The organism is Massilia sp. P2_C2, from assembly GCF_056404615.1.
Map to the genome: position 1 here is coordinate 1 of NZ_JBFUDR010000071.1, position 22,799 is coordinate 22,799.

27 protein-coding genes are annotated in these 22,799 nt (G+C 65.4%); 17 read left to right on the forward strand and 10 right to left on the reverse strand.

Translation table 11 applies throughout. From position 1 onward, the window contains the following. Positions 1-455: 455 nt before the first annotated feature. The 11 genes from AC1DYX_RS11020 to AC1DYX_RS11070 all read left to right on the forward strand — a co-directional run bounded on the left by AC1DYX_RS11020 (position 456) and on the right by AC1DYX_RS11070 (position 10,431). Positions 456-1,949, forward strand: a complete 1,494-nt coding sequence (locus tag AC1DYX_RS11020; protein WP_477258854.1) for a B12-binding domain-containing radical SAM protein — start codon at positions 456-458, stop codon at positions 1,947-1,949. 74 nt (positions 1,950-2,023) lie between these two features. Beyond that, positions 2,024-3,166, forward strand: coding sequence for an MlaE family ABC transporter permease (locus AC1DYX_RS11025; protein WP_477258855.1), 1,143 nt, complete (start codon positions 2,024-2,026; stop codon positions 3,164-3,166). Beyond that, positions 3,166-4,023, forward strand: a complete 858-nt coding sequence (locus AC1DYX_RS11030; RefSeq protein WP_477258856.1) for an ABC transporter ATP-binding protein — start codon at positions 3,166-3,168, stop codon at positions 4,021-4,023. Before AC1DYX_RS11025 ends, AC1DYX_RS11030 begins: the two co-directional genes overlap by 1 nt. 1 nt (position 4,024) lies before the next feature. Beyond that, positions 4,025-4,972, forward strand: coding sequence for an MlaD family protein (locus AC1DYX_RS11035; RefSeq protein ID WP_477258857.1), 948 nt, complete (start codon positions 4,025-4,027; stop codon positions 4,970-4,972). Between the two features lie 8 nt (positions 4,973-4,980). Next, on the forward strand, positions 4,981-5,643 hold the full coding sequence (locus AC1DYX_RS11040; protein ID WP_477258858.1) for an ABC-type transport auxiliary lipoprotein family protein: 663 nt from the start codon (positions 4,981-4,983) through the stop codon (positions 5,641-5,643). Then, positions 5,640-6,767 carry a VanZ family protein gene (locus AC1DYX_RS11045; protein WP_477258859.1) on the forward strand — a complete coding sequence of 376 codons (1,128 nt, stop codon included), beginning with the start codon at positions 5,640-5,642 and terminating at the stop codon, positions 6,765-6,767. Before AC1DYX_RS11040 ends, AC1DYX_RS11045 begins: the two co-directional genes overlap by 4 nt. 74 nt (positions 6,768-6,841) lie before the next feature. After that, the gene (locus tag AC1DYX_RS11050) at positions 6,842-7,168 is read left to right on the forward strand and encodes a (2Fe-2S) ferredoxin domain-containing protein (protein ID WP_477258860.1); all 327 of its coding nucleotides are present in this window, start codon (positions 6,842-6,844) and stop codon (positions 7,166-7,168) included. Between the two features lie 13 nt (positions 7,169-7,181). After that, positions 7,182-7,805 (forward strand): alpha/beta hydrolase, encoded by a 624-nt coding sequence (locus tag AC1DYX_RS11055; protein ID WP_477258861.1) that lies wholly within the window; start codon positions 7,182-7,184, stop codon positions 7,803-7,805. 108 nt (positions 7,806-7,913) lie between these two features. Then, positions 7,914-9,062 (forward strand): D-alanyl-D-alanine carboxypeptidase family protein, encoded by a 1,149-nt coding sequence (locus tag AC1DYX_RS11060; RefSeq protein ID WP_477258862.1) that lies wholly within the window; start codon positions 7,914-7,916, stop codon positions 9,060-9,062. A 117-nt stretch (positions 9,063-9,179) separates the two neighbouring features. After that, positions 9,180-10,109: an aldo/keto reductase gene (locus AC1DYX_RS11065; RefSeq protein ID WP_477258863.1), complete on the forward strand. Its 930-nt coding sequence runs from the start codon at positions 9,180-9,182 to the stop codon at positions 10,107-10,109. 13 nt (positions 10,110-10,122) lie between these two features. Continuing rightward, positions 10,123-10,431 carry a metal-sensing transcriptional repressor gene (locus AC1DYX_RS11070; protein WP_477258864.1) on the forward strand — a complete coding sequence of 103 codons (309 nt, stop codon included), beginning with the start codon at positions 10,123-10,125 and terminating at the stop codon, positions 10,429-10,431. Between the two features lie 143 nt (positions 10,432-10,574). On the opposite strand, the gene pssA is transcribed toward AC1DYX_RS11070, so the two are convergent. Further along, a complete protein-coding gene (gene pssA / locus AC1DYX_RS11075) occupies positions 10,575-11,366 on the reverse strand; it encodes a CDP-diacylglycerol--serine O-phosphatidyltransferase (protein WP_477258865.1) in 792 nt (263 codons plus the stop codon). A 144-nt stretch (positions 11,367-11,510) separates the two neighbouring features. Between pssA and AC1DYX_RS11080 the strand changes: the two genes are divergently transcribed. Together AC1DYX_RS11080 and AC1DYX_RS11085 are read left to right on the forward strand one after the other, a co-directional pair. After that, positions 11,511-12,476, forward strand: a complete 966-nt coding sequence (locus AC1DYX_RS11080) for a CAP domain-containing protein (protein ID WP_477258866.1) — start codon at positions 11,511-11,513, stop codon at positions 12,474-12,476. 10 nt (positions 12,477-12,486) lie between these two features. Beyond that, positions 12,487-13,104: an Hpt domain-containing protein gene (locus tag AC1DYX_RS11085; RefSeq protein WP_477258867.1), complete on the forward strand. Its 618-nt coding sequence runs from the start codon at positions 12,487-12,489 to the stop codon at positions 13,102-13,104. A gap of 30 nt (positions 13,105-13,134) precedes the next feature. Here the strand turns inward: AC1DYX_RS11085 and AC1DYX_RS11090 are convergent, their stop codons facing one another. From AC1DYX_RS11090 to AC1DYX_RS11100, 3 genes are all read right to left on the reverse strand, one after another. Continuing rightward, the gene (locus tag AC1DYX_RS11090) at positions 13,135-13,350 is read right to left on the reverse strand and encodes a hypothetical protein (protein ID WP_477258868.1); all 216 of its coding nucleotides are present in this window, start codon (positions 13,348-13,350) and stop codon (positions 13,135-13,137) included. 346 nt (positions 13,351-13,696) lie between these two features. After that, positions 13,697-14,275, reverse strand: coding sequence for a DUF1439 domain-containing protein (locus AC1DYX_RS11095; RefSeq protein ID WP_477258869.1), 579 nt, complete (start codon positions 14,273-14,275; stop codon positions 13,697-13,699). A 121-nt stretch (positions 14,276-14,396) separates the two neighbouring features. After that, entirely contained in the window at positions 14,397-14,642 is a 246-nt protein-coding gene (locus AC1DYX_RS11100; protein ID WP_477258870.1) for a hypothetical protein, read from the reverse strand. A 135-nt stretch (positions 14,643-14,777) separates the two neighbouring features. Between AC1DYX_RS11100 and AC1DYX_RS11105 the strand changes: the two genes are divergently transcribed. From AC1DYX_RS11105 to AC1DYX_RS11115, 3 genes are all read left to right on the forward strand, one after another. Then, positions 14,778-15,014, forward strand: a complete 237-nt coding sequence (locus AC1DYX_RS11105) for a hypothetical protein (RefSeq protein WP_477258871.1) — start codon at positions 14,778-14,780, stop codon at positions 15,012-15,014. A 91-nt stretch (positions 15,015-15,105) separates the two neighbouring features. After that, positions 15,106-15,456: a zinc ribbon domain-containing protein gene (locus AC1DYX_RS11110; protein WP_477258872.1), complete on the forward strand. Its 351-nt coding sequence runs from the start codon at positions 15,106-15,108 to the stop codon at positions 15,454-15,456. Between the two features lie 10 nt (positions 15,457-15,466). Continuing rightward, the gene (locus tag AC1DYX_RS11115) at positions 15,467-16,504 is read left to right on the forward strand and encodes a GGDEF domain-containing protein (protein WP_477258873.1); all 1,038 of its coding nucleotides are present in this window, start codon (positions 15,467-15,469) and stop codon (positions 16,502-16,504) included. Between the two features lie 28 nt (positions 16,505-16,532). Here the strand turns inward: AC1DYX_RS11115 and AC1DYX_RS11120 are convergent, their stop codons facing one another. The 6 genes from AC1DYX_RS11120 to rpmH all read right to left on the reverse strand — a co-directional run bounded on the left by AC1DYX_RS11120 (position 16,533) and on the right by rpmH (position 20,920). After that, a complete protein-coding gene (locus AC1DYX_RS11120; protein WP_477258874.1) occupies positions 16,533-16,808 on the reverse strand; it encodes a hypothetical protein in 276 nt (91 codons plus the stop codon). A 100-nt stretch (positions 16,809-16,908) separates the two neighbouring features. Further along, positions 16,909-18,288 carry a tRNA uridine-5-carboxymethylaminomethyl(34) synthesis GTPase MnmE gene (gene mnmE / locus AC1DYX_RS11125; protein ID WP_477258875.1) on the reverse strand — a complete coding sequence of 460 codons (1,380 nt, stop codon included), beginning with the start codon at positions 18,286-18,288 and terminating at the stop codon, positions 16,909-16,911. A gap of 79 nt (positions 18,289-18,367) precedes the next feature. Continuing rightward, positions 18,368-20,032 (reverse strand): membrane protein insertase YidC, encoded by a 1,665-nt coding sequence (gene yidC, locus AC1DYX_RS11130; RefSeq protein ID WP_477258876.1) that lies wholly within the window; start codon positions 20,030-20,032, stop codon positions 18,368-18,370. Between the two features lie 9 nt (positions 20,033-20,041). Next, the gene (yidD, locus tag AC1DYX_RS11135; protein WP_477258877.1) at positions 20,042-20,302 is read right to left on the reverse strand and encodes a membrane protein insertion efficiency factor YidD; all 261 of its coding nucleotides are present in this window, start codon (positions 20,300-20,302) and stop codon (positions 20,042-20,044) included. Beyond that, entirely contained in the window at positions 20,299-20,751 is a 453-nt protein-coding gene (rnpA, locus tag AC1DYX_RS11140) for a ribonuclease P protein component (protein WP_477258878.1), read from the reverse strand. Before rnpA ends, yidD begins: the two co-directional genes overlap by 4 nt. Before the next feature lie 34 nt (positions 20,752-20,785). Then, positions 20,786-20,920 carry a 50S ribosomal protein L34 gene (gene rpmH / locus AC1DYX_RS11145; protein WP_075796440.1) on the reverse strand — a complete coding sequence of 45 codons (135 nt, stop codon included), beginning with the start codon at positions 20,918-20,920 and terminating at the stop codon, positions 20,786-20,788. A 483-nt stretch (positions 20,921-21,403) separates the two neighbouring features. On the opposite strand from rpmH, the gene dnaA reads away from it, so the two are divergent. After that, positions 21,404-22,799: chromosomal replication initiator protein DnaA (gene dnaA / locus AC1DYX_RS11150; protein ID WP_477258879.1), on the forward strand; the 1,396-nt coding region annotated here is incomplete at its 3' end.

A 22,799-nucleotide genomic window follows, 5' to 3' on the forward strand; every position in this document is an offset into this window, starting at 1 on the left:
CGTTCAATCTGAGCCAGGATCAAACTCTTCAGTTTAATTCCTGTTTTTGCCATCGGCTTTCGCCAACAGCAGATCGCTCACTCAAAATACTGACCGTCACTCATTGCTGAGCAACGTATTTCTTTTGCGTGAACATTTGATAATTTAAGCATTCAGCAGCCACTTACGCGACTGCTGGCACCTCATCAAACGCCCACACTTATCGACTGTTTATTGTTAAAGATCGGTATTCGGTACTGCCTTGCTGCACTTGCGAATCGTTTTGTTCGTCAGCAGCAGAGAAGTGAGATTATGCAGTGTTTCGCGATGTTCGTCAACTTCTTTTTGCCTCCGCCGAAGCGTTCAGAACCGTTTGACGGCCTGTCGTTTTCGACGAGGGACCAAATGATACCAGCGCCGCATACCGGCCGCAAGTCCCGCTACAATGGACGCTTTGCCGTCCTCCCCGCACCGCCATGACCATCCTGCTCGCCACCCTCAACGCCCGCTACGCCCACGCTTCGCTCGGCCTGCGCTACCTGCTGGCCAATATGGGGCCGCTGCAGGAGCAGACGAGCCTGATGGAATTCGTCATCGGCGCCAAGACCACCGAAGTCGTGGAACGCCTGCTGGCGAAGAAGCCGCGCATCGTCGGCTTCGGCATCTATATATGGAACGTCGAGGAGACGACGAAGGTCGTCGCGATGCTCAAGCGTGTGGCGCCCGAGGTGACGGTCGTGCTGGGCGGCCCCGAAGTCTCGCACGAGACGGGCGAGCAGGACATCACGCGACTGGCCGACTACGTCGTCACGGGCTGGGGCGACATCACCTTCCCGAAACTGTGCGGCGAGATCCTGCACGGCCCCAAGCCGATCATGAAGGTGCATGCGGGCGTGCAGCCCCCGATGGCGGAAATCGCCCTGCCCTACTCTTTATATAGTGACGAAGACATCGCCCACCGCACGATCTACGTGGAAGCCTCGCGCGGCTGCCCGTTCAAGTGCGAGTTCTGCCTGTCGTCGCTGGACAAGACGGCGTGGCCGTTCGTCATCGATACCTTCCTGGCGGAGATGGAGACGCTGTACCAGCGCGGCGCCCGGTTGTTCAAATTCGTCGACCGCACGTTCAACCTGAACGTCAAGACGAGCCAGCGCATCATGCAGTTCTTCCTCGACAAGATCGCGGCGAACCCGGACGATCCGGTCTATGCCCACTTCGAACTGGTGCCGGACCACCTGCCGGAAGCCCTGAAAGCGACGATCGCCCAGTTCCCGCCCGGCGCCCTGCAGTTCGAGATCGGCATCCAGAGCTTCAATCCGGACGTGCAGACGCTCGTGAGYCGGCGCCAGGACAATGCCAGGGCGGCCGCCAACATCCGCTGGCTGATGGCGCATTCGCACGCGCACCTGCACGTGGACCTGATCGCCGGCCTGCCGGGCGAGGACGTCGAATCGTTCGCGCGCGGCTTCGACCAGTTGGCGGCCCTGGGCCCGCACGAGATCCAGTTCGGCATCCTCAAGCGCCTGCGCGGCACGCCCATCATCCGCCATACGGAGCCCTACAAGATGGTGTACGACCCGTATCCGCCGTACACCGTGCTGGCCACGGACCGCATCGACTTCGGCACGATGCAGCGGCTCGTGCGCTTTGCCCGCTACTGGGACCTGGTCGCGAACTCCGGCCGCTTCGCCCATACGGTCAAGGTGCTGCTGGGCGACAGCCCGTTCGCCAACTTCATGGCGTTCTCGGACTGGATGTACACGCAGCTCGATGCGACGCATCGCATCGCCCTGGACCGTCTCGCCAGGCTGGTACAGGCCTGGCTGCAGCTGCGCGGGATGCCCGCGCACGATGCGGCCGCCCTGATCGCGAGCGATTATGCGGGCAGTGCGCACAAGCCGGCGGACAAGTCCGCGCAGGCGAAACCGGCAGCCGCGCCCGAACGGCAGGTGCGCCACCTCGCCGCGTAAAGACAGACCAACCTGTCCAACACGGTAACGTAGCGCCGGTGGCGGCAGTTGCGAATCTCTTTTACACTGCCGCAATGCGGATTGAAAATGCGCCAACATTAACCATCGAGCGGCCCAACCCGGAATCCGGGGCCACGGGCGCGGGGCAATCCGTGGTGGCGCGCGGCGTCTGGCAGGTGCACGCGTTTTCCCGGCGCGGCTTCAAGGACATCGAAAAGACGCTGAAGGCCTTCGCCGGCAAGCCGGTTGCCTGGGACCTGTCCGAGATCGCCAGCCTCGATCACATCGGCGCCCAGCTGTTCTGGAATTCCTGGGGCAAGCGCCGTCCCGAACAGCTCAAGCTCGACCCACGCCAGCAGGAACTGTTCGAACGCATCGAAAAATCCGGCCAGATCGAATTGCCGCGGTCCCGCAAGAGCCACCTGCAATGGGTGATCACGCTGGGCGGCGGGGTGCTGAGCTTCTTCGAGCACATGCGCGGCGCCATCACCCTGATCGGCCAGGTCGTGCAGGACATCGGCCGCTTCCTGCGGCATCCGCTGTCCGGCCCGTGGCGCGAGGTGTCGGCCAACATCTACCACTCCGGCTTCCAGGCGCTCGGCATCACGGCGCTCGTCGGCTTCCTGATCGGCGTCGTGCTCTCGTACCTGTCGGCGCAGCAGCTGCGCATGTTCGGCGGCGACATCTACCTCGTCAACATCCTCGGCATGAGCATCATCCGCGAGCTGGGTCCGCTGCTGGCGGCGATCCTCGTCGCCGGCCGCTCCGGCTCGTCGATCACGGCGCAGCTGGGCGTAATGCGCGTGACGGAAGAACTCGATGCGATGCTCGTGATGGGCATCTCGCACGGCTACCGCCTGATCATGCCCAAGGTGGTGGCGCTCGCGCTGGCGATGCCGCTGCTCGTCGTCTGGACGGATGCGATGGCCCTGATCGGCGGCATGGTCTCGGCGAAGATCGAACTGGATCTGACGATGCGCTACTTCGTGCAGAAGCTGCCGTCGGCCGTGCCGATCGTGAACTACACCATCGGCCTGGGCAAGGGCGTCGCGTTCGGCATGCTGATCGCGCTGGTGTCCTGCCACTTCGGCCTGCGCATCCAGCCGAACACGGAAAGCCTCGGTCGCGGCACGACGACCTCCGTGGTCACGGCGATCACCGTCGTGATCCTGGCCGACGCCGTGTTCGCGATCGTCTTCTCGGGGGTGGGCTTCTGATGGAGACTGCGAAAGGCGAACGCGCACCGCAGCAACTGAACCGCAAGCCGGAGGAAGACGTCGGGCCGCCGGTGGTCCGGATCCAGAACCTCTGGACCCGTTTCGGCCGCACCGTCGTCCACCAGGACCTGAACCTCGACATCTATGCCGGCGAGATCCTGTCCATCGTYGGCGGCTCGGGCACCGGCAAGACCGTGCTGCTGCGCCAGATGCTGGGACTGGAGCGGCCGGCCAGCGGCTCGGTCACCGTGTTCGGCGAGGACGTCAGCAGCGCCAGTCCGGAACAGCTGCAGCGCATGCGCAACCACTGGGGCATGCTGTTCCAGCAGGGCGCGCTGTATTCCGCGCTGACCGTGTTCGACAACATCGCCCTGCCGCTGCGTGAGCTGCGCGCCCTGCCCGAGGAAGTCGTGCGCGACGCCGTGCTGCTCAAGATGAACATGGTGGGCCTTGGTCCGGGCGACGCCAACAAGATGCCGTCCGACCTGTCGGGCGGGATGATCAAGCGCGCGGCCCTCGCGCGCGCGCTCGCGCTCGAACCGCAGCTGCTGTTCCTGGACGAGCCGACGGCGGGCCTCGACCCGGACCTGTCGGATTCCTTCGTGTCGCTGATCCAGACGCTGCACAGCGAGCTGCACCTGACCGTCGTGATGGTCACGCACGACCTCGACACGCTGTTCGCCCTGTCCTCGCGCATCGCCGTGCTGGCGGAAAAGCACGTGCTCGCGGTGGGGCCATCGTGCGACGTGCTGCGCGTCCAGCACCCGTTCATCAAACATTTTTTCCTGGGGCCGCGCGGCCAGCGTGCGCTGGAAGTGCTCGAAGAGCGCATCGCAAGAAAGGAGTCGGAAGACTGACATGGAAAACAGATCGTATGCCCTCATGACGGGCTTTTTCACGGTCGCGCTGCTGGTGGCTGCCATCCTCATCGGCCTGTGGCTGAACCGCGACCGCACCAAGATGCATCCATACGAGATCGTCACCACGCAGACCATCCCCGGCCTGAACCCGCAGGCGGCGGTGCGCTACCGCGGCCTGGAGGTCGGGCGCGTGGACGACATCGTGTTCGACCCGCGCGTGACCGGGCAGATCCTCATCAAGCTCTCCGTCGAGGAAGGCGCGCCCGTCACGGAGACCACGTTCGCCTCGCTCGGCTACCAGGGCGTGACGGGCATCGCGTTCATCCAGCTCGACGACGACCGCACCGGTTCTCCGCTGCTGCAAAGCGACAAGGGCCACGTGGCGCGCATCCCGCTGCGGCCCGGCCTGCTCGATCAACTGGAAAAGCGCGGCCTCGCGATCCTGGAAAAGACGGAGCGCATCACGGACAGCCTGAACAACGTCCTCAGCAAGGAAAACCAGGACAAGATCACGGGCGCCTTCGACAGCATCAACAAGGCCGCCGCCGCGTATGCCGAGATCCCGGGCCAGCTGCAGCCGACGCTGCAGCGCCTGCCCGCGCTGACCGACAGACTCGATCGCACGATGGGCTCCGTGAACGAACTCGCGACGAGCGCCACCGGCGCCGCACGCAACTACGACCGCCTCGCGACGAGCCTGCAGGCGCCGGGCGGTCCGGTGGAACGCGCGTCGAGCGCCATCGATTCGCTGGGCGGCGTGACGTCCGACCTCGAGCTGCAGACGCTGCCGCACGTGGTCGACATGGCCGACGAGGCGAAGACGTCGCTGCGCGCCGTGCGCCGCACCGTGACGAACCTGGGCGACCGCCCGCAAAGCATCCTGTTCGGCGGCCCCACGCCCGAACCCGGCCCGGGCGAACCCGGTTTCGTCCCCCCGACCCAATGAGGAATCCAGTGATCCCGCATCCGACCCGCTACATCATCGCCGCCGCCTGCGCGCTGATCCTGTCCGGCTGCGCCTCGCAGAAAAGCCAGCCGACGACGCAGTTCGACTTCGGACCGGCCGCGCCGGCGCAGGCGCCATCCCAGGCGCCATCCCAAGCGCCAGCCCGGGGCGCGCCGGGGCCGGTGGTCGTCACCGACGTCACCGGCTCGAGTGCGCTGGACAGCGAACGCATGTTCTATCGCCTGAGTTATGCCGACCCGCTGCAGGCGCGCACCTATGCCAACAGCCGCTGGACCGCGAGCCCGCTGCAGCTGCTGACCCAGCGCTTCAAGACGCGGCTGGCGCAATCGGGCGCGCGGGTGCTGTCGGAAACCGACGCGGCCAGCGGCATCCCGCTGCTGCGCATCGACGTCGACGACTTCGTCCAGGACTTCGGCGGCGTCAGCCAGAGCACGGGCGTGGTCGCCGTGCGGGCTTCGGTATTCCAGGGCCATGTGCTGGTCGACCAGCGCAGCTTCCGCCAGGCCGTCGTGGCGCCCAGCGCCGACGCGGCCGGCGGCGCGCGCGCCCTCGCGGCCAGCACCGATGCCGTCGCGGCCGACATCGTGGCCTGGCTGGGCGCCCTGCCCCCCCTGAATACCCCGAACACCCCGACCACCGCCCGACGATGACCGATACGGAAGACGAAGCCGGCCCGCGCGCCTCGCCGGTGGCGCGCGCGGCGCTGCTGGCTTATCTGCTGCTGATCGTCTACGCCAGCTGGTACCCGTTCTCCGGCTGGCGCAGCAGCGGGCTGTCGCCGCTCGCCTTCCTCACCCTGCGGATGCCGCGCTGGTGGACCGGCTTCGACGTGGCGGTCAACATCGTCGGCTACATGCCGTTCGGGATCCTGCTCGTGCTGGCGCTGTATCCCGCCGTGCGCGGCATGTGGGCCGTCGTYGTCGCGGCCGTCGTGGGCGTACTCGTGTCGGGCACGATGGAAACCGTGCAGAACTACCTGCCGACCCGCGTGCCGTCGAACCTCGACCTGCTGACCAATTCCGCCGGTTGCCTGGCCGGGGCGCTGATCGGCGCCTGGTGCGCATCCCTGCTGCTCGACCGCAGCCGCCTGTACCGGCTGCGGCAGCGCTGGTTCGCCGAGCACGCAAGCCAGGGGCTGGTCCTCGTCGCCCTCTGGCCGCTGGCCCAGGTCTTCCCGCAGAACTACCTGTTCGGCAATGGCCAGCTGCTGCCGCTGCTGTCGGAATGGCTGTCCGAATGGCTCGACACCGACATCGACCTCGTGACCATGCTGCGCGGTGACGTGCCGATGAGCGTGGAGCAGTACTGGCTGTCCGAGACCATCATCACCGCCTGCGGCATGACCGGCGCCGCCCTCACCCTGCTGTGCCTGGCGCGCCGCGACGCGCCCCGGCTGGCGCTGATGCTGGCGCTGGTCGGCACGGGCATCGTCGTCAAGACGCTCGCCAGTTCCCTGTTCTTCGCGCCGGACAATGCCTTCGTCTGGGTCACGCCGGGCGCCGAGGGCGGCTTCCTGATCGGCCTGATCATGCTGGCCGGCCTCGCATTCGCGCCCCAGGTGGCCCAGCGCCGGCTGGCCGTCGTGACGCTCGTACTGTCGCTCATCGTCGTGAACACGATCCCGGCCAACCCGTATTTCGTCTCCACCCTGCAGGCCTGGCAGCAGGGGAAATTCCTGAACTTCAACGGGGCCGCCCAGTTCCTGGGCATGGCGTGGCCGGTCGTCGCGCTGTGGTTCCTGCTGCTGCCGTCGCACCGGCTGAACCGGCCCTAGCGCGCCCTTCAGGTAGATGGGCGTATCATAGCGGGCGATCGTGCCGACGCGGCGCCAACTCATCAGTAAACGACATGAACGACGACAAACCCTTTTACAAGCACCACGTGTTCTTCTGCCTGAACGAACGCGAAGGCAAGGACTGCCGCCCCAGCTGCGCCAGGAGCGGCGCAGAATCGGCACAGAAGCACGCCAAGCAGCGCATCAAGGAACTGGGCCTGAACGGTCCGGGCCAGGTCCGCATCAACAAGGCGGGCTGCCTGGACCGCTGCGAGGAAGGCCCCGTCGTGGTCATCTACCCGCAAGGCACCTGGTACACCTATGTGGACAACTCCGACATCGATGAAATCATCGACCGCCACCTCGTCAAGGGCGAGGTGGTCGACCGCCTGAAGATCTGAAGCCGACGCACCCATGAACAAGAATTCGCACAAGTTTTACCTGACCGGCCGCGCCGGCAGGATGGAATGCCTGCTGGACGAACCCGAGGGGGCGCCACGCGGCATCGCCCTCGTGGCGCACCCGCACCCGCTGTTCGGCGGCAGCATGGACAACAAGGTGGCGCAGACGCTGGCCCGCGCCTTCGTCGGCCTCGGCTACGCGACGGCCCGCCTCAACTTCCGCGGCGTGGGCGAGTCGGAAGGCGTGCATGACGAAGGCCGCGGCGAAGTGGACGACATGGAGATCATGCTCGACCACATGATYGGGCAATACCCCGGCCTGCCGTACGCGCTGGCCGGCTTTTCGTTCGGCACCTTCGTCCAGGCCCAGCTGCAGCAGCGCCTGATCGCCCAGGGCCGCCCGGCCGAGCGCCTGGCACTCGTCGGCACGGCCGCGGGCAAGTGGCCGATTCCGGAAGTCCCGGCCGACACGATCCTGATCCACGGCGAGCTTGACGATACGATACCCCTGGCGCATGTATTCGAATGGGCGCGTCCGCTCGACATTCCCGTGACCGTGATTCCCGGTGCCGACCACTTCTTCCACCGCAAGCTCGTCCACATTAAAAATCTTGTCGCGCAATTGTGGCGACGGTGACATTTGCGGCTAACGCTGGCCTATAATGATGCGATCTTCTTTGAAGGCAATGCTTTCGAGCATTGCCGATTGCATCACCATCCACTGTTCACGTCTGAGTTGTCTTCCATGAAAAAGTTAATCGCGGCCCTCGCCGCCAGTGCCCTCCTGATGTCGGCCGCCCAGGCCCAGCAGGTCCCGGCCCCGCAAATCGCCGCCCGTTCGTGGCTGCTGCTGGATGCTACCAGCGGCCAGATCATCGCCTCGCAGGATCCGGATGCCCGCATCGAACCGGCGTCGCTCACCAAGGTCATGACGGCGTACGTCGTGTTCGAAGCCCTGCGCGACAAGAAGATCACGCTGGACCAGATGGTCAACGTGTCGGTACGCGCCTGGAAGGTCGACAACAGCAGCTCGAAGATGTTCATCGACCCGGCCACCCCGGTCAAGATCAACGACCTGCTGTACGGCCTGATGGTCCAGTCGGGCAATGACGCCGCCGTGGCGCTGGCCGAAGCGGTGGCCGGCGACGAGGCGACGTTCGTCACGCTGATGAACCGCGCCGCCGAGCGCATGGGCATGAAGAACACGAAGTTCGCCAACCCGCACGGCCTGCCGTCGCCGGACAACTACTCGACCGCGCGCGACCTGTCGACCCTGGCCTCGCACGTGATCAAGGACTTCCCCGAGTTCTACAAGATCGACTCGGTCAAGGAATACACCTATAACCGCATCAAGCAGCAGAACCGCAACCGCCTGCTGTGGCTCGACCCGACCGTGGACGGCATGAAGACCGGCCATACGGAAGCCTCGGGCTATTCGATGATCGCGTCGGCCCACCGCCCGAACGGCCCGGCCGGCGAGCGCCGCCTGATCTCGGTGCTGTCCGGCGCCACGTCGGACGGCAACCGCACGGCGGAAAGCCAGAAGCTCCTGAACTGGGGCTTCCAGAACTTCGACACCGTCAAGCTGTACGCCAAGGGCCAGGCCATCGCCACGCCGGAAATCTGGAAGGGTTCGAAATCGAACGTGAAGATCGGCTTCCCCAACGACATGTGGGTGACCGTGCCGAAGGGCGTGGCCCAGAAGATGAAGCCGGTCCTGGAACGCAAGGATCCGCTGGTCGCGCCGCTGGCGCTGAACAGCCGCGTCGGCACGCTGAAGATGAACGTCGACGGCAAGCCGCTGCTGGCGCTGCCGGTGGTGGCGCTGGAAGAAGTGCAGGAAGCCTCGATCTTCGGGCGCGCGTGGGACTCGATGCGCTTGTGGATGAAATAAGCGCAACATCAATGTAGGGTGGGCACCCGGTGCCCACGCGGACGTCGGCAAACCGCACACGTCACGCGTGGGCACAGGGGTGCCCACCCTACGCAACGGATATTTGAAAGAACGAAGATGAGCCCTGCCCTGCCCCGCGACCTGTCCTGTCCGCGCATCGCCACCCGCAAGACCGGCGGTCTCGAACTGTCCCGCATCGTCGCCGGCATGTGGCGCATGGTCGAATGGGACATGACGGTGGACCAGCGCATCGCCTTCATCGAGCAGTGCATCGCGCTGGGCGTCACGTCGTTCGACCATGCGGACATCTATGGCAACTATGGCGTCGAGGGCCTGTTCGGCGAAGCCCTGCGCGCCCGGCCTTCGCTGCGCGACCGCATGCAGCTGATCAGCAAGTGCGGTATCAGGCTGCTGTCCAACAAGCGTCCGCAGCACGCCATCCAGCACTACGACACGAGCGCCGCCCACATCGTCGCGTCGGCCGAGGAGTCGCTGCGCCAGCTGCACACGGACCACCTGGACCTGCTGCTGATCCACCGTCCCGACCCGCTGATGGACTTCGACGAGATCGCGGCCGCCTTCACGCGCCTGAAACAGGACGGCAAGGTGCTGCACTTCGGCGTGTCGAACTTCAGCCGCCACCAGTTCGAGTCGCTGAACCGCCGCATCGAGCTGGCCACGAACCAGGTGGAATTCTCGCCGCTGCACGTGGCGCCGATGTTCGACGAGACCTTCGACGGCCTGCAGGACCTCGGCATCGCGCCGATGATCTGGTCGCCGCTGGCCGGCGGCCGCCTGTTCACGTCGAACGACGCGAACGCGGAAAACCTGCGCCTCGTGATCAAGGACATCGCCGACCGCCTGCACCAGCCGTTCGCCAGCGTCGTGTTCGCGTGGATCATGCAGCTGCCGTCGCGCCCGATCCCGCTGACGGGCAGCGGCCGCGCCGAGGCGATCGCCGTCGCCGTCGCCGGCACCACGTTCCAGCTGTCGCGCGCCGACTGGTTCTCGATCCTGCGCGCCGCGCGCGGGCACGAGGTCGCGTAAGCGGGCCGTCGCCATGGCCGAGCCGCTCAAGATCGTGGAGGGCCGCGCCCTCACGGCGCAGCAGAAGAAGGACCTGCTGAACCGGCTGGCGCGCGTGGAGGGCCAGCTGCGCGGCGTCCAGAAGCTGATCGCGCTGGCCGATACGCCATCCGACTGCGACGCCGTGGCCCAGCAGATGGCGGCCGCGCGCAAGGCGCTGGACCGCTCGTTCGTGCAGCTGCTCACCGCGAGCATCGTCACCCATACGGGCAATGCCGCTGACGTCGAGGAAGCGAAGGCCGCGGCGGCGCGCCTGGCGGCGATGTTCGACAAATTCGCCTGATACAAAACCGGTGGATGACCGTAGGGTGGGCATTTGGGGCCGGGGGCCCCAAATGAAACGTGCCCACGCGTAACGTATGCGATACGCAAACGTCCGCGTGGGCACGGGGTGCCCACCCTACCGCAGTCAACCATCAATCCATATCAATTCGCGGCTTCGTCGTCGTACACCTTCGGCGGCGCGATCTTCGCCCACCCGCTGCGCCACGCGATGTTCAACAACAGCGTCGCACCGATATAAAACACGAAGAACAGCGCAAAGAAACGCGTCTGCAGCAACGCCAGCAGCACGGCGCAGACAGCCAGCGCGACGAAGGTCGCCTTCGATTTCGGCTGCTTGGAGCTGGGGAAGCGGATCGTCGACACCATCAGCGTGCCGACCGCGATCATCAGCAGCATGACGAGGAAGGCGCCGGCCATGTCGGCCACGGGGTCCGGCCAGGCGACCACCACCGACGCCACGCAGGCGGCACCGGCCGTGATCGGCATGCCGACGAAATAGCGCGGGTCCGTCTTCCCGACCATCACATTGAAGCGCGCCAGGCGCAGCGCGCCGCAGGCCACGAACACGAAGCAGGCCAGGCCGCCCATGCGCACGAGGGTCGGGTGCGCGGCGCCCATCTGGGCGAAGCCGTAGCAGTACAACAGCAGGCCCGGGGCGCAGCCGAAATTCATCACGTCGGCGATCGAATCCAGCTGCACGCCGAACGCGGACTGCGTATTGGTGGCGCGCGCGACGAAGCCGTCGAGGGCGTCGAACACGCCGGCCAGCACCAGCAGGATCGCAGCCAGGCGATAATCGGACGGATCGCCCACCGGGGCGTTGTCGACCGAGATCACGATGCTGCCGAAACCGCAGGCGATCGACAACAGGGTCACGAAACTGGGCAGGGCAAACTTGGCGCGYGCGAGGCGCTGCTGGCGGGTTGGATTCACTGAGTTCGTTGATAGCGGAATAATGGCTTATTTTACATGGGCTTATATAGAGGCCGCGATTGTCGTCCCGGCCGTTCACGGCGTGCCGTTTTCGCCTAGAATGGAGGCTCTTTTCACCCGGTTAGACGATATTGGGAGCTTTATATGATGAACAGAATGCATCGCGCACGGCAGATCGCTGTCGCCTGCACCGCGGCATGGGCGCTGGTCGCCTGCGGCGGTGGCGGCGGCGGCAATAACAATGCCGGTGCCTCGAACGGTGCCCAGTCGACCGGGTTCTCCGGGCAGGACGCCTCGGCGCCCACCGTAACCAACAACATCGCCACCGATGGCCTGAACTGGATTAACTACCGCCGCAGCCAGATCGGCATGCCGCCCCTCACGCGCAACAGCATGATCGACGTCGCGGCCCAGGGCCATTCGGACTACCAGCGCATCAACAACACCGTGACCCACGTCCAGACCAGAGGCAAGCCGGGCTACACGGGCGAACAGCTGTCGGACCGCCTGCAGGCTGCCGGCTATATCTTCGGGGCGCCCAATGCGATCGGCGAGGTGATCTCGGCCACCTCCAACGGCTCCGGCTTCTACATGGCCGAAGAACTGATCACGGCGATCTACCACCGCTTCGTGATCTTCGAGCCGGTGTTCCAGGAAATCGGCGCCGGCGCCGCATCGACGTCGTCCAACTACAATTACTTCACGGCCGACTTCGTCACCAACCTTGGCTACGGCAACGGCATCGCCGCCGGCACCGTCGTGACCTGGCCGTTCAATGGCCAGACCCAGGTCCCGGTGAATTTCTTCAGCGATTACGAGGAACCGGACCCGGTCCCCAACGCCAATGAAGTCGGCTACCCGGTCAGCGTGCACACGAACCTGACGCGCACGCTGGTCGTGCAAAGCTTCACGATCCACGCGCACGGCGCCAGCAGCAACCTGCCGACGCGCCTGCTCGCCCAGGGCCAGGATGCGAACACGACCACGCAGTCGGCCGCGGCGATCGTCCCGCTGTCCAAGCTGGCGGGTGCGACCACGTATGATGTCAGCTTCACCGGCACCGTCGACGGCACGCCGGTCACCCGCAACTGGTCGTTCACGACGAAATAATCCAGCCTGTATGGACAGTCCCGGGCACTGCCCTCCTCCCGATGCAGGCGACGTCCCCGCCGTGAACCACGCGGGCGGCGTCGCACGCCTGATGGGCGACGGCGCGCTGTTCGGACGCGTCCTCGCGCGCTTTCGCAACGAGTACCGCCAGGCCGCGGCCGGTGTCCGCGCCGCGTACGACCAGGGCGACCTCCCGCTGGCGCTGCGCCTCGTGCACACGCTGAAGGGTGCGGCCGGCATGATCGAGGCGGTGCCGCTGCGGTGCCAGGCGGATGCGGTGGAAAGACTGCTGCGTGCAGGCGCGGGCGACGTCCATGTCAGTCTCGTACGCCTGCAGGACGAGCTGGAACGGGTATTGCGCGAACTGGACGTCCTGGCCAGCACCCTGCCCGAACGCGCGTCCGCGGCACCGGCGCAGGGCCAGGCACAGGCGTATCCGGATGCCCTTGGCCGGCTCGAGACGCTGCTCGACGAAGGCAATGGCGACGCGGTCGACCTCGTGCGCGAAGCGGCGGACACGCTGGCAGCGCAACTCGGAGAAGCGGCCTACCGCGACGTGGCGGATCTGGTCGAAGGCTTCGATTTCGACGGCGCCCTGGCACTGCTGCGCGAACGGGCGGGCGGCTGACCGGTACGCGCCGGAGCCACCGCCGCGCTGTCAGCGGCGGTTGTATTCCGCTTCTTCGTCGAATGAATCGGCGCAGGATTTGCCGCAGAAGCGGCGCACGCTGTCGAGCGGTTTTTCGCAATACCAGCACGAGCCCTTGGGTGGGAGGCTCGCGCGGGCCGGCACGGACGCCGCACCCATGGAGGCGGCGGCGATCGGCTCGACAGGCACGCTCTTGTCCGGAACACTTTCCTGTATCGTTTCCAAGGTTACCCCCTTACCGGCAGCACGTCAGTAACGCTGAGATTACTTTAGTGGAACACCGTGTGCATGAGAAAGCGCAAGCGCGCTGGTGCCGCTTGTGCACGCCTGCGCGGTCTGCGTTCGTGCTGTCGTGGTCTTTCAAATCAGTGTGCGCTGTTTGCCTTACCTCTGCAATGCCTCCGCCCAACTAGTTTTCAAGAAACAACAGTCACGGTGCCCCGACGTCATCGTCACGATGCCGGACCATCCAACTGCCCGAAATAATAGCAGTATTGGCAACGTGTGCGCCGGGCCGTTCAATCGTGCGTACAGGCCGTATCGGATTTGCGACGAGGGCGTCGACCGGCCGTCAGCGCACCGGTTCCAGCGTGACGAATAAGGCGCCGGGCGCCGTCTCGATGCGGGAAGGGAAGAATTGCACACCGGCGTAGCGCAGGTCTTCGGGGTGGAAAGTGTAGACCGGTATATCGCGCAGCAGCTGGTTCACGAGCAGGTCGGCGGCACGACCCAGGTCGCGCGCGCGGCCGCCTTCCGTGCCATCGATGTCGAAGCGGTCGACGTGGGTGTCGACAAGGACGACGGCGTTGCGCCCGTTGTCCAGCACGAGGCGGCCGGACAGCGCCAGCGTCCCCCGCCACGTCTGGCGCAGGAAGGGCGGCGCCACCGATGCGTCCAAGGTCAAGCCGACGCGGTCGGTCTCGGGCAGGATCGCCAGGCGCGGGCCGGTCAATTGCACGTCGAACAGGTCGAGCATGCGGTTGTGCAACGGGAAGCGGCGTTCGAGGCCCGCCTGCAGGCGGGATTGCGACAGCTCGATGCGGCGCGGGCCGATGAGGCCGGCGCACGACGCCAGCAGGCCCCCCGCCGCCAGTGCCAGCGCGGCCTTGCCCAGCCGCCGTCTCGATATCCCGTCCCGTGTCATCGTCATGCCTGCCTCATACGTCATCTGAATGCGGCAAGCCTAGCATAAGCGGCGCCGGGACTGCCACGAACCGCTCAGTGCGGCCCGTGGCGGCGTGCGCATCAGGCGGCGACAGCCTTGCGGCGGCTCAGGCCAGTCCGCCGGGCGCGGCATAGTTCACGACATCGCCAGGAATCGCGTTCGGTCCGTTGAACGGGGCGTTCACGGTCTGGGTCCAGTTGACGTCGGTGTAGTTGATGGCCCCACCGCCCGCAGCGCTGATCAGGGCCAGGATGGACCAGTTGCGGTCCATGAAACCGGCATTCGCGCCCATCAGGAACATGCCGCCGCCGCCCTGCAGGCGGCCGGGCCCGTCCCGCGTGTCGTGCGGCATGCATGAAAGCCGGGATAAAAATCCATGGCTACGTCCTGGTACGGCGCGTATGATGGACCACACCGGGTGTGACGCGGCTTCGCAACGTCATCCCGACATGCGGCGCCGCTCCCGACATCTTGTCACGGAGAATCCATGCACATCAACGAACGCCAGCGGCGTAGCGACGAGTCGACGGCCAATGCCGTGGCGCGCGGGCTGAACATCCTGGCGGTGCGCGACGCCGAACTCGCCAGGCGCTACATGCAGCACAAGGACGTGCCGGACCACGTGATCGCCCGCGTCCTCGATCATCCGGAACTGCGCCGCCGGGAGAGCGCCAGCCAATCGGTATCGGAAGCGATCACACCCTCCGCGCCGGACGATCGATGACGCCGTGGCCCCGGCCCAACCGTTAGCGGAGCTCGACTCTAGTCGAACCAAATGTGAGGAGAGGTGTCCAATCGTGATCATGGAAAGCACAATGGGAATCGGGCCGGCCGCCAGGCTGCTGGGGACCACGGTCCAGACGCTGCAGCGCTGGGAGCGTAACGACCAGTTCGCGCTCGGCGAGCGCACCTGGACCTGTGCCGGCTTCGGTGCGCATCACGACCGCGACGTGAACGCGGCGGTCAATCTGCAACGGCTCGCCACCGGCGTCTACGCGACGCAAACGGCGCTACCCGAGGCGAGCCAGGCAGTGACGCCGGGCACTGCCGCCGGCACTGGGCCGGCGGGAGGCGGGGAAGTAACGCCTGTCAGGCACGAGCACGGTCAGCAGGACGGCTCGGGGCAGGAAGGGATCGGTGAGCACTTGTGCGCACCTTCTCGATAGCAGCCTGTCGATGATGCGAAACACCCGATCGGACGCCGAGGTCCAGCAACTACAGGCCCTGCTCACCATGGCGCGCGAATTGATGCAGGTCGGCGAGTCGCTGGCCGCACTGGCGCTGGTCGGCCGCGCGATGGTCGACCTGGCCCAGGTCGACAGCGCGTTGCTGCTGATTCGCGGCGAGGTCAACGAGTCCATCGACTTCGACCGCACGGGCAAGCCGCGCAAGGCCGACCGCAATCACGATTGGCATCGCATGGCAGTGGCGCGATTGGCGAGCAGCGATGATGGCATCGCCATGCCGGCCCCGCGCACGATGCTGCTGGGCGTGCCGACCCAGCACGCCATGGCCGCGCTGGTCGCCGGCTGGAAGGACGACGCCGCACCCGAGGCATGGAGCAGGCGACGGCGCCTGCTCGAGACGATCCTTGAGCTGTGCGTCGCGGCGCTGGGCAGGATTTCGGTCCGCAGTTCTTTGGAAGACCTGGTATCGACCCAGTACGAACAGATGGCGGGCGCGGCCCAGGCGCATGCCAACGAACTGGCACGGCGCGACGAAGCTGCAGATGAAATGCGCACCCTTGCCCTGACCGACATCCTGACCGGCTTGAACAACCGGCGCGGCTTCTTCGTCCAGGCGGAGCACATGTTCAGACTGGCACGGCGCAAGCACGCCAGCTGCGCGGTGATCTATGCCGACATCGACGGGCTGAAGCTGGTGAACGACCAGCTCGGTCATGAGACCGGCGACCAACTGATCCGGGATGCCGCCGCCGTGCTGCGCGAGTCCTTGCGCGACACTGACGTGCTGGCCCGCCTCGGCGGCGACGAGTTCGTCGCTTTCGCGCTGAACGAAACGCATCCCCAGACGATCCTGTCCAGGTTGAGGAAGAACCTGCACGCGTTCAACCTGATGCAGGAACGGACCTACCGCCTGTCGATCAGTGCCGGTGCCGTGCAATGCGATCCGGACAGCGACGCGCCACTGCTCGACTATGTCCGGCAGGCCGACCAGGCAATGTACATGCACAAGCGGCGCTGCATGCACTAGGCGATTCGGCGCCGATGCCGGCGCCGGCTCATGACTCGGGACGCGGGTCGGCCTTGTCGCGGTCGACCTCTCCGTCGAGGACCGCGGCCAAACGCTCCTTGCCCATGCTGCCGGAAATCGAACGCCGGTCTTCCTCGACCGGTTCCGGCGGATCGAGCATGTCCGCGAGCATCGCATGGAGCTCCGGCGTATCCCATGGCAGCCCGCTACGCTGCCTGACGTGGATGTAATGCCTGATCTCGCTGTCCTGCCCGGAGGTCAGCGGCAGGCCGCGAAACGTGTTCGCGGGTTCGGATTCCATCATGACGCCTCCTCGACGACGCTAGCCAGCCCTTCGACGCTACGCGCATTTCCCGCTTTCGGGCGCACGCCAGCGTCGCAGCTGGAATCCCCGGGATTTGAAATCACTTGCCGATGCAGAAGCGGCTGAAGATCACGCCAAGCAAATCATCGGGGGTGAACTGTCCGGTGATACTGGAAAGCCGATCCTGCGCGAGCCGCAACTCCTCGGCGAACAGGTCCAGCGACTGGTCGTCCTGGGCCGCATGCTCGCCGGCGAGATGCAGGTGTTCGCGCGCCGCGCGCAGGGCGACGAGGTGGCGTTCGCGCGCCAGGTACAGCGACTCGCCCGTCTGCTGCCAGCCGGCGATGCGCAGCAGTTCCGCGCGCAGCAGGTCGATGCCGATCTTCTCGTGCGCGGACAGATAGATGTGGACGGCGTCCGCGCCCTGGTCCACGCTGGGCTGGTGGCCGGACAGGTCGATCTTGTTCCAGATCCGGACGACGGGCACGCCGGGCGGGAACGCGGCGATGATGTCCTCGTCGGCCTTCGCGGGACCCATGCTCGCGTCGAGCAGGTGCAGAATCACGTCCGCCTTGCCGACCTCGCCCCACGTGCGCTCGATGCCGATGCGCTCGACGACGTCGATGCCATCGTCGATGGCGCGGATGCCGGCCGTGTCGACGATGTTCAGCGGGATGCCCTCGACCTGGATCGTCTCGCTGACCTTGTCGCGCGTCGTGCCCGCGATCGGCGTGACGATGGCGACATCCGATCCGGCCAGCGCGTTCAGCAGCGACGACTTACCGACGTTCGGCTGCCCCACCAGCACCACGTTCAGGCCCTCGCGCAGCAGCGCGCCCTGGGCGGCCTGGCGGAACACGGCTTCCAGCGCGTCGACGATGCCCTTCAACTGGCCGCGCGCATTCGATTTCTCGAGGAAGTCGATCTCCTCTTCCGGGAAATCGAGCGTGGCCTCCACGAGCATGCGCAGGTTGATCGTTTTCTCGACCAGTTCATGGACGACCTTCGAGAACGCGCCCGACAGCGATTGCGACGCCGACTTCGCGGCGGCCTCGGTGGACGCGTCGATCAGGTCGGCGACGGCCTCGGCCTGGGCGAGGTCGAGCTTGTCGTTGAGGAAGGCGCGGCGCGTGAATTCGCCCGGCTCGGCGAGACGCAGATCCATGTCGCGACCGGCCTCCAGCACGCGCGCGAGCAGCATGCGCAGCACGACGGGGCCGCCGTGGCCCTGCAGTTCCAGCACGTCCTCGCCGGTGTACGAGTGCGGGGCCTTGAAGTACAGCGCGAGGCCTTCGTCGATGACGGCGCCCGCGGCATCCCGGAACGGCAGATAGGTCGCGTGGCGCGGCGCCAGCTTCATGCCGGGGAACAGCGCGGCCACGAGCGGGGACAGGTCCTTGCCGGAGGCGCGTACCACGCCGATGCCGCCGCGTCCGGGGGCGGTGGCGATGGCGGCGATGGGGGAAGTATCGAGTTTCATGGTCGGATTGTAGGAGCAAATAAAAAAGCCCGTGCGTGACACGGGCCTTTCGAATGGTGGGCACGGGGTGCCCACCCTACTATTTTGCGGGGGCGAACTTCTTGGTGATGACGTACTGCTGCGCCATCGAGATCAGGTTGTTCACCACCCAGTACAGCACGAGGCCGGACGGGAAGAACAGGAAGATGACGGAGAACGCCAGCGGCATGAACATCATCATCTTGGCCTGCACTGGATCGGCCGGCTGCGGGTTCAGCTTCTGCGTGATGAACATCGAGATCGCGTACAGGACCGGCAGGATGAAGTACGGGTCCGGCGCCGTCAGGTCATGGATCCAGCCCACCCACGGTGCGCCGCGCATCTCGACCGCGGCCTGCAGCACCCAGTACAGGGCCAGGAACACCGGCATCTGCACGAGGATCGGCAGGCAACCGCCCAGCGGGTTGATCTTCTCGGCCTTGTACAGCTCCATCGTGGCCTGCTGCATCTTGGCCGGATCGTTTTTATGACGCTCGCGGATCGCCTGCATCTTCGGCGTCACGGTCTTCATCTTGGCCATGCTGCGGTAGCCTGCGGCCGACAGCGGGAAGAACAGCAGCTTGATCAGGATCGTGAAGGCGATGATGGTCCAGCCCCAGTTGCCGATCATCGAGTGCAGCCAGTTCATCGTGGCGAAGATCGGCTTGGCGATGATCGCGGCCCAGGCGTAGTCGCGCACCAGGTCCAGGCCCGGCGTCACGTTTTCCAGCAGGCTCTGCACCTGCGGGCCCGAGTACAGGCGCGCGGCGTTGGAGACGGTGGCGCCCGGTGCGACGGTGCCCAGCGGCTCGACGGCACCGATGGCGAACACGTTGTTGCCCAGGGACTTCGTGTAGATGTCGCGCTGCGTATTCGCCGGCGGGATGAAGGCCGAGACGAAGAAGTGCTGCGAGATCGCGATCCAGCCATCCTTCGCCGCCTTCGCGTGCTCGACCGAGCCCTTGGCGATCTTGTCGAAGGTCAGCTTCTGGTAGTGCTCTTCCGGCGTCCACAGCGTGGGGCCCGTGTAGCTGCTGTTGAAATAGGTATCGCCTTCCGGCTTCATGCCGTCATGCTCGAGCTGGAAGTACAGCGACGGGGTCACGGGTGCCTGGGTCAGGTTCGTCACGTCGTGGCGCACGTCGATCACGTAGTCGTTGCGCTTGAACGTGAAGGTCTTGGTCAGGCGCACGCCGCCCTGCTCCGCGTCCAGCACGACCTGCACCTGGTTGTTGCCGTCCAGCGTGCGCGGGCCCGGACGAAGCGTGAACGGGGTGTTGTGGTTCGGCAGGACGCCGGCCGCGCTGGCGCCCGTCAGGCCGGTCTGGGCCAGGTAGACGCGCGGGCCATTGGCCTGGAACAGCACCTGGTTCTTGTTCGGATCGACCTTGTCGCGGTACTTCAGCAGTTCCAGGCGACGGATCACGCCGCCGGCCGTGTCGATGTCGACGTTATAGACGTCGGTGGTGATCGTGATGACCTGGGTCTGCACCGGCGCCGGCGCTGCCGGGGCGCCGGGCACACCGGGCACGGTCGCGGCCGGGGCGGGCGTCGCAGCCGCCGGCAAATCATTCGGCTTGGCTGGGTTCGGTGCCTGTGCGACCTTGGCCGGCGGCTGCGCCGAGAACATCGACTGCTTGCCGTTGGCCACCATCCAGTCGTTCCACAGGACGACCAGCGAGACGGCGAACACGATCCATAGGATGGTACGTTTATTGATTTCCATTGGTCTTATTCAGGAATGCTTGCAACCGCAAGCGGTTGGTGAGGAATGCTGCTCCCCGGGACGCGGCACCGGGTCGACACCGCCCTCGTTCCACGGATGGCACCGGCAGACGCGGCGCAGCGCGAGCCAGCTGCCGCGCGCGGCGCCGTGGACTTGCACGGCCTCGATCGCGTAAGTGGAACAGGACGGATAGAAACGGCAGTTCTGTCCGAGCATCGGAGACACCAGCAACTGGTAACCGCGCAACAGCCAGACGAGCAACCGGTTCATGATAGTCCCGGTTGCGCACCTGATGGCGCAGACCCCGCCGCCTGTGGAGCGGCGTTGGCCTTGTCGGTTTTGCGGGCGCGCGGCAACTGCGAGGCGAACAGGCGCGCCAACTCGACGCGCAACTGGGCCTTCAGTGCGGACGTCGTGGCCGGACCGTCCTTGCCGTTGACCGGGCGCGCCAGGCGCACGATGCAGTCGATGCCGGGAAGCGGCGTGGTGCGGAACAGTTCGCGCGTGACGCGCTTGATGGTGTTGCGCGTGACGGCACGCGGCGCAAACCGTTTGGCCGCAACGACGCCCAGCCGCGCATGAGGCAGGGCATTCGGTCGGGTGTAGAGCACGAAATGCGCGGTTTTTTGTGCCGGGCGCAAACGAAAAACGGATGAAAACTCATCCGTTTTTACGATGCGCCGAACGCGCGCGAAGTCGTGCGAACCTTCGCCAGACATATGTCGTAGGCGCGGTCGAGGCGGCTTTCCGGGCTTAGACAGCCAGGCGCTTGCGGCCCTTGGCGCGGCGAGCGTTCAGGACGAGGCGGCCACCACGGGTAGCCATACGTGCGCGGAAGCCGTGCGTGCGCTTGCGACGAACGACGGAAGGTTGGTAAGTACGTTTCATGGTGGTCTCGCTTAAAGCAAAATAGAATGCAGAATCGGGGCTGAGCTCACGCTGAGTCAGCATTGCGCCAATGACATTTCGCAGTTGTTAAGCCAGCGTCACGCCACAGCAAAGCTTGTCGCCCGTGTGCTCTTTTAGTGGGGCATCTCGAAAACCGTCGCGAGCGGCAGCAATTCTGGCAGAGAAGCGCAGCTGTACGAAAGTACAGCGAGCATCGCAGGCCGGAAGTGCAACGCGCAGTAGGTTTGCGAGGTGCCCAACATTGCGTACGGGCGGGGAACCCTGAATTAGACAGCATTTGGAGATCAACTGTCAAGGCAACCGTTGCGCTGGGGCCGCGTGGCGTGTCATGCAAACGGTTGCGCCTGTATACAAAGCGGGTAAGCCGCCTGTTGAGATTTCGGTGGAAAATTCATGCCGTGCCTGTGGATAACTTGCGAGAACACAGGTAAAATAGAGTGTTACGCTTAACTTAGTCGATGTATGGATAACTTTTGGCAGACCTGCTCCAACCAGTTGGAGCTCGAGCTGACACCGCAGCAATATACCGCGTGGATCAAACCACTTATCGCCCTCGACTACGAGGACGGCAAGCTGCGCATTGCGGCGCCCAATCGCTTCAAGCTCGACTGGGTCAAGTCGCAGTTCGCCAACCGCATCACCGCGCTCGCGTCCGACTTCTACCAGCAGCCGGTCGAGGTGCAGTTCGTGCTCGACCCGAAGAACAGCCTGCCGAAGAAACCGGCATCGCCGGCCCCATCCCCAATGGCGTCCAGCAGCGGCGCGCTCGGCATCAACGCCGCCGCCGACAAGACCGTGCCGGAGATGCCGATCGTCACGCCGGACAATGTCATCGCGAACAACCCGCGCCGCGAACAGAGCCGCGTCAATCCGGACCTGACGTTCGAGAACTTCGTGACCGGTAAGGCCAACCAGCTGGCGCGCGCCGCCGCGATCCAGGTCGCCAACAACCCGGGCGTCTCGTACAACCCGCTGTTCTTCTACGGCGGCGTTGGCCTCGGTAAGACCCACCTGATCCACGCGATCGGCAACCAGGTGATGGCCGACCAGCCGGGCGCGCGCATCCGCTATATCCATGCGGAACAGTATGTGCGCGACGTCGTGACGGCGTACCAGCGAAAAGGCTTCGATGACTTCAAGCATTACTACCACTCGCTGGACATGCTGCTCATCGACGATATTCAATTCTTCGGCGGCAAGAGCCGCACGCAGGAAGAATTCTTCTATGCGTTCGAAGCGCTGATCGCGGCCAAGAAGCAGATCATCATCACGTCGGATACCTATCCGAAAGAGATCACCGRCATGGACGACCGCCTGATCTCGCGCTTCGACTCCGGCCTGACGGTCGCGATCGAACCGCCGGAGCTGGAAATGCGCGTGGCCATTCTGATGAAGAAGGCGGAATCGGAAGGCGTGATGCTGAACGACGACGTCGCGTTCTTCGTCGCGAAACACCTGCGCTCGAACGTGCGCGAACTCGAAGGCGCGCTGCGCAAGATCCTCGCGTACTCGCGCTTCCACGGCAAGGACATCACGATCGACGTCGTGAAGGAAGCCTTGAAGGACTTGCTGTCGGTGCAGAACCGCCAGATCTCCGTGGAAAACATCCAGAAGACCGTGGCCGACTTTTTCAACATCAAGGTCGCGGACAYGTATTCGAAACGCCGCCCGGCCAACATCGCGCGCCCGCGCCAGATCGCGATGTACCTGGCGAAAGAGTTGACGCAAAAGAGTCTGCCGGAAATCGGCGAGCTGTTCGGCGGACGCGACCATACGACGGTGCTGCATGCGGTACGCAAGATCGCACAGGACCGCACGAAAAACGCCGAGTGCAACCACGAACTGCACGTGCTGGAGC

Coding starts and splice junctions, on each gene's coding strand:
- AC1DYX_RS11025 (WP_477258855.1), top strand. CDS start 2,024: ATGCGGATTGAAAATGCGCCAACATTAACCATCGAGCGGCCCAACCCG.
- AC1DYX_RS11035 (WP_477258857.1), top strand. CDS start 4,025: ATGGAAAACAGATCGTATGCCCTCATGACGGGCTTTTTCACGGTCGCG.
- AC1DYX_RS11050 (WP_477258860.1), top strand. CDS start 6,842: ATGAACGACGACAAACCCTTTTACAAGCACCACGTGTTCTTCTGCCTG.
- AC1DYX_RS11060 (WP_477258862.1), top strand. CDS start 7,914: ATGAAAAAGTTAATCGCGGCCCTCGCCGCCAGTGCCCTCCTGATGTCG.
- AC1DYX_RS11065 (WP_477258863.1), top strand. CDS start 9,180: ATGAGCCCTGCCCTGCCCCGCGACCTGTCCTGTCCGCGCATCGCCACC.
- AC1DYX_RS11070 (WP_477258864.1), top strand. CDS start 10,123: ATGGCCGAGCCGCTCAAGATCGTGGAGGGCCGCGCCCTCACGGCGCAG.
- AC1DYX_RS11080 (WP_477258866.1), top strand. CDS start 11,511: ATGATGAACAGAATGCATCGCGCACGGCAGATCGCTGTCGCCTGCACC.
- AC1DYX_RS11085 (WP_477258867.1), top strand. CDS start 12,487: ATGGACAGTCCCGGGCACTGCCCTCCTCCCGATGCAGGCGACGTCCCC.
- AC1DYX_RS11095 (WP_477258869.1), bottom strand. CDS start 14,275: ATGACGATGACACGGGACGGGATATCGAGACGGCGGCTGGGCAAGGCC.
- AC1DYX_RS11100 (WP_477258870.1), bottom strand. CDS start 14,642: ATGCCGCACGACACGCGGGACGGGCCCGGCCGCCTGCAGGGCGGCGGC.
- AC1DYX_RS11105 (WP_477258871.1), top strand. CDS start 14,778: ATGCACATCAACGAACGCCAGCGGCGTAGCGACGAGTCGACGGCCAAT.
- AC1DYX_RS11110 (WP_477258872.1), top strand. CDS start 15,106: ATGGGAATCGGGCCGGCCGCCAGGCTGCTGGGGACCACGGTCCAGACG.
- AC1DYX_RS11115 (WP_477258873.1), top strand. CDS start 15,467: ATGATGCGAAACACCCGATCGGACGCCGAGGTCCAGCAACTACAGGCC.
- AC1DYX_RS11120 (WP_477258874.1), bottom strand. CDS start 16,808: ATGATGGAATCCGAACCCGCGAACACGTTTCGCGGCCTGCCGCTGACC.
- mnmE (WP_477258875.1), bottom strand. CDS start 18,288: ATGAAACTCGATACTTCCCCCATCGCCGCCATCGCCACCGCCCCCGGA.
- yidC (WP_477258876.1), bottom strand. CDS start 20,032: ATGGAAATCAATAAACGTACCATCCTATGGATCGTGTTCGCCGTCTCG.
- yidD (WP_477258877.1), bottom strand. CDS start 20,302: ATGAACCGGTTGCTCGTCTGGCTGTTGCGCGGTTACCAGTTGCTGGTG.
- rnpA (WP_477258878.1), bottom strand. CDS start 20,751: ATGTCTGGCGAAGGTTCGCACGACTTCGCGCGCGTTCGGCGCATCGTA.
- rpmH (WP_075796440.1), bottom strand. CDS start 20,920: ATGAAACGTACTTACCAACCTTCCGTCGTTCGTCGCAAGCGCACGCAC.